The organism is Escherichia sp. E1V33 (assembly GCF_004211955.1).
Classification (GTDB): domain Bacteria; phylum Pseudomonadota; class Gammaproteobacteria; order Enterobacterales; family Enterobacteriaceae; genus Escherichia.
Window position 1 is genome coordinate 1 of record NZ_RHJI01000060.1, and the last position, 1444, is coordinate 1444.

The window sequence follows — 1444 nt, forward strand, 5'->3', positions numbered from 1 at the left end:
TTTACGCAGCACAATTTCGGTAATTTCTGTTTTACCGCGCATGATGGGAGTATCCAGTTGAATGGTCTTTTCAGTCTGCTTATCGCTCATTTTGTTGTCCTGTAAATTGGGTTCTGGCGCGGCATTCCGCGCCGTTCAGATACATCAGAGGCCGAGGGCGTTGCGGTGCGCTTCCATCAGGTCCGCACCGTCCACAATTTCCACCATGTTGATAAGGTCCACTTCATAAAGCACCTCACCATTGATGGTCAGCTTCGCGTAGCTGTTGGTGCTGGTCACTTTGGTGGTGTTGCTTTCGCCCGTCTTCCACTCGCCGGAATCCACTTCTTTGTGACGTCCACGCACCACAAGCTCCACGGCCTGCACTTCCCCGGTATCATCACGCTGAATAGAGCCGGTAAAGCGCAGCTGGATGCCATCCACCGTGGCTTTGCCCATCTGCTTAAACAGCAGCAGTTCAGTACCACCAATGGAAAATTCTGTATCCAGTGCACTGTCATCCAGTCCCAGATCCACATCCACCGCCCCGGGCATACCGCCGCCGCGATACTTCTCATATTTGCGGGTGAATTTCGGCAGCGTCAGCGACTCAACGATCCCCTGCCAGTTGTTCCCGTCGTTAAACAGGTTCAGATGTTTTAATTTGCGTGGTAAAGCCATGTTGTCCCCTTACGCGCTGACCTGGCTGGCGAAATTCACCAGGTACTGATCGGTGATGCGCTGACGCAGCATCAGGTTTTCAAGTGGCGGCACTGGCGTGTAGTCGTAGTCGATGGTGAGTTTTCCGGCTTTCAGCGTGTCTTTGTCGTTCACCGACTCATCCAGCCAGCAATCACCACCAATGAGATAGCCCTGACTGACCAGGCTGCGCATTTTGGCGCGGATACCTTCGATAATGTCGCGGGCCAGCGACGGGTTAAGCGGTTTATCCACCGCCCACATGTGTGCTTCTGCCATCGTGTCCATCAGCACCTGCGCCGTGCGGGTGTAGTTTTCGAAGGCAAAGAGCGGGTCATCACTCAGGCAGCGGGAACCCCAGAAGCGGAAACCGTCTTTGCGGATAAGCGTGGTGACGTCGTTCTGGTTCAGCAGACCTGCATCTGTTGCCGGGTCCTGCAGATCCCAGAACACATCAGCAGAAATTCCGGTGACACCGTTCACGCCCACGTTGGACAGGCTTTTGTGCCATCCGGTCTGCTCGTCAATTTTGGCGCGCAGACCAAGCGCACGCGCGGTGGCATAAGCCGTTGCTTCGGCATTCAGCACCGTGTCCCAGCTGATAAAATCCGGCCAGATCAGCATCCCTTCACGCTGGCTGAAGTTTTCGCGGTAGGTAAGCACTTCTTCCACTGTTTTGCAGCCATACGCCGACAGGTAAGCAAACCCGCGCAGGCTTTGCGCCACACTCAGCAGCTCAGTCGCAACGGCTTTGTTATCGTGACCC

At 55.1% G+C, this 1444-nt stretch carries 2 protein-coding genes and 1 pseudogene; all 3 read right to left on the minus strand.

Going from position 1 to position 1444, the window contains the following annotated elements:
* A pseudogene (locus D9742_RS23015) lies at positions 1-90 on the minus strand (phage tail assembly protein); the annotation flags it as partial.
* 54 nt (positions 91-144) lie between these two features.
* On the minus strand, positions 145-660 hold the full coding sequence (locus D9742_RS23020; RefSeq protein WP_130238344.1) for a phage major tail tube protein: 516 nt from the start codon (positions 658-660) through the stop codon (positions 145-147).
* 9 nt (positions 661-669) lie between these two features.
* A partial coding sequence (locus D9742_RS23025; protein ID WP_130238345.1) for a phage tail sheath subtilisin-like domain-containing protein occupies positions 670-1444 on the minus strand: 775 nt, incomplete at its 5' end.

What these genes read in the sequence shown, in the direction of transcription:
- D9742_RS23020 (WP_130238344.1), bottom strand. Translation starts at nt 660, where the DNA reads ATGGCTTTACCACGCAAATTAAAACATCTGAACCTGTTTAACGACGGG.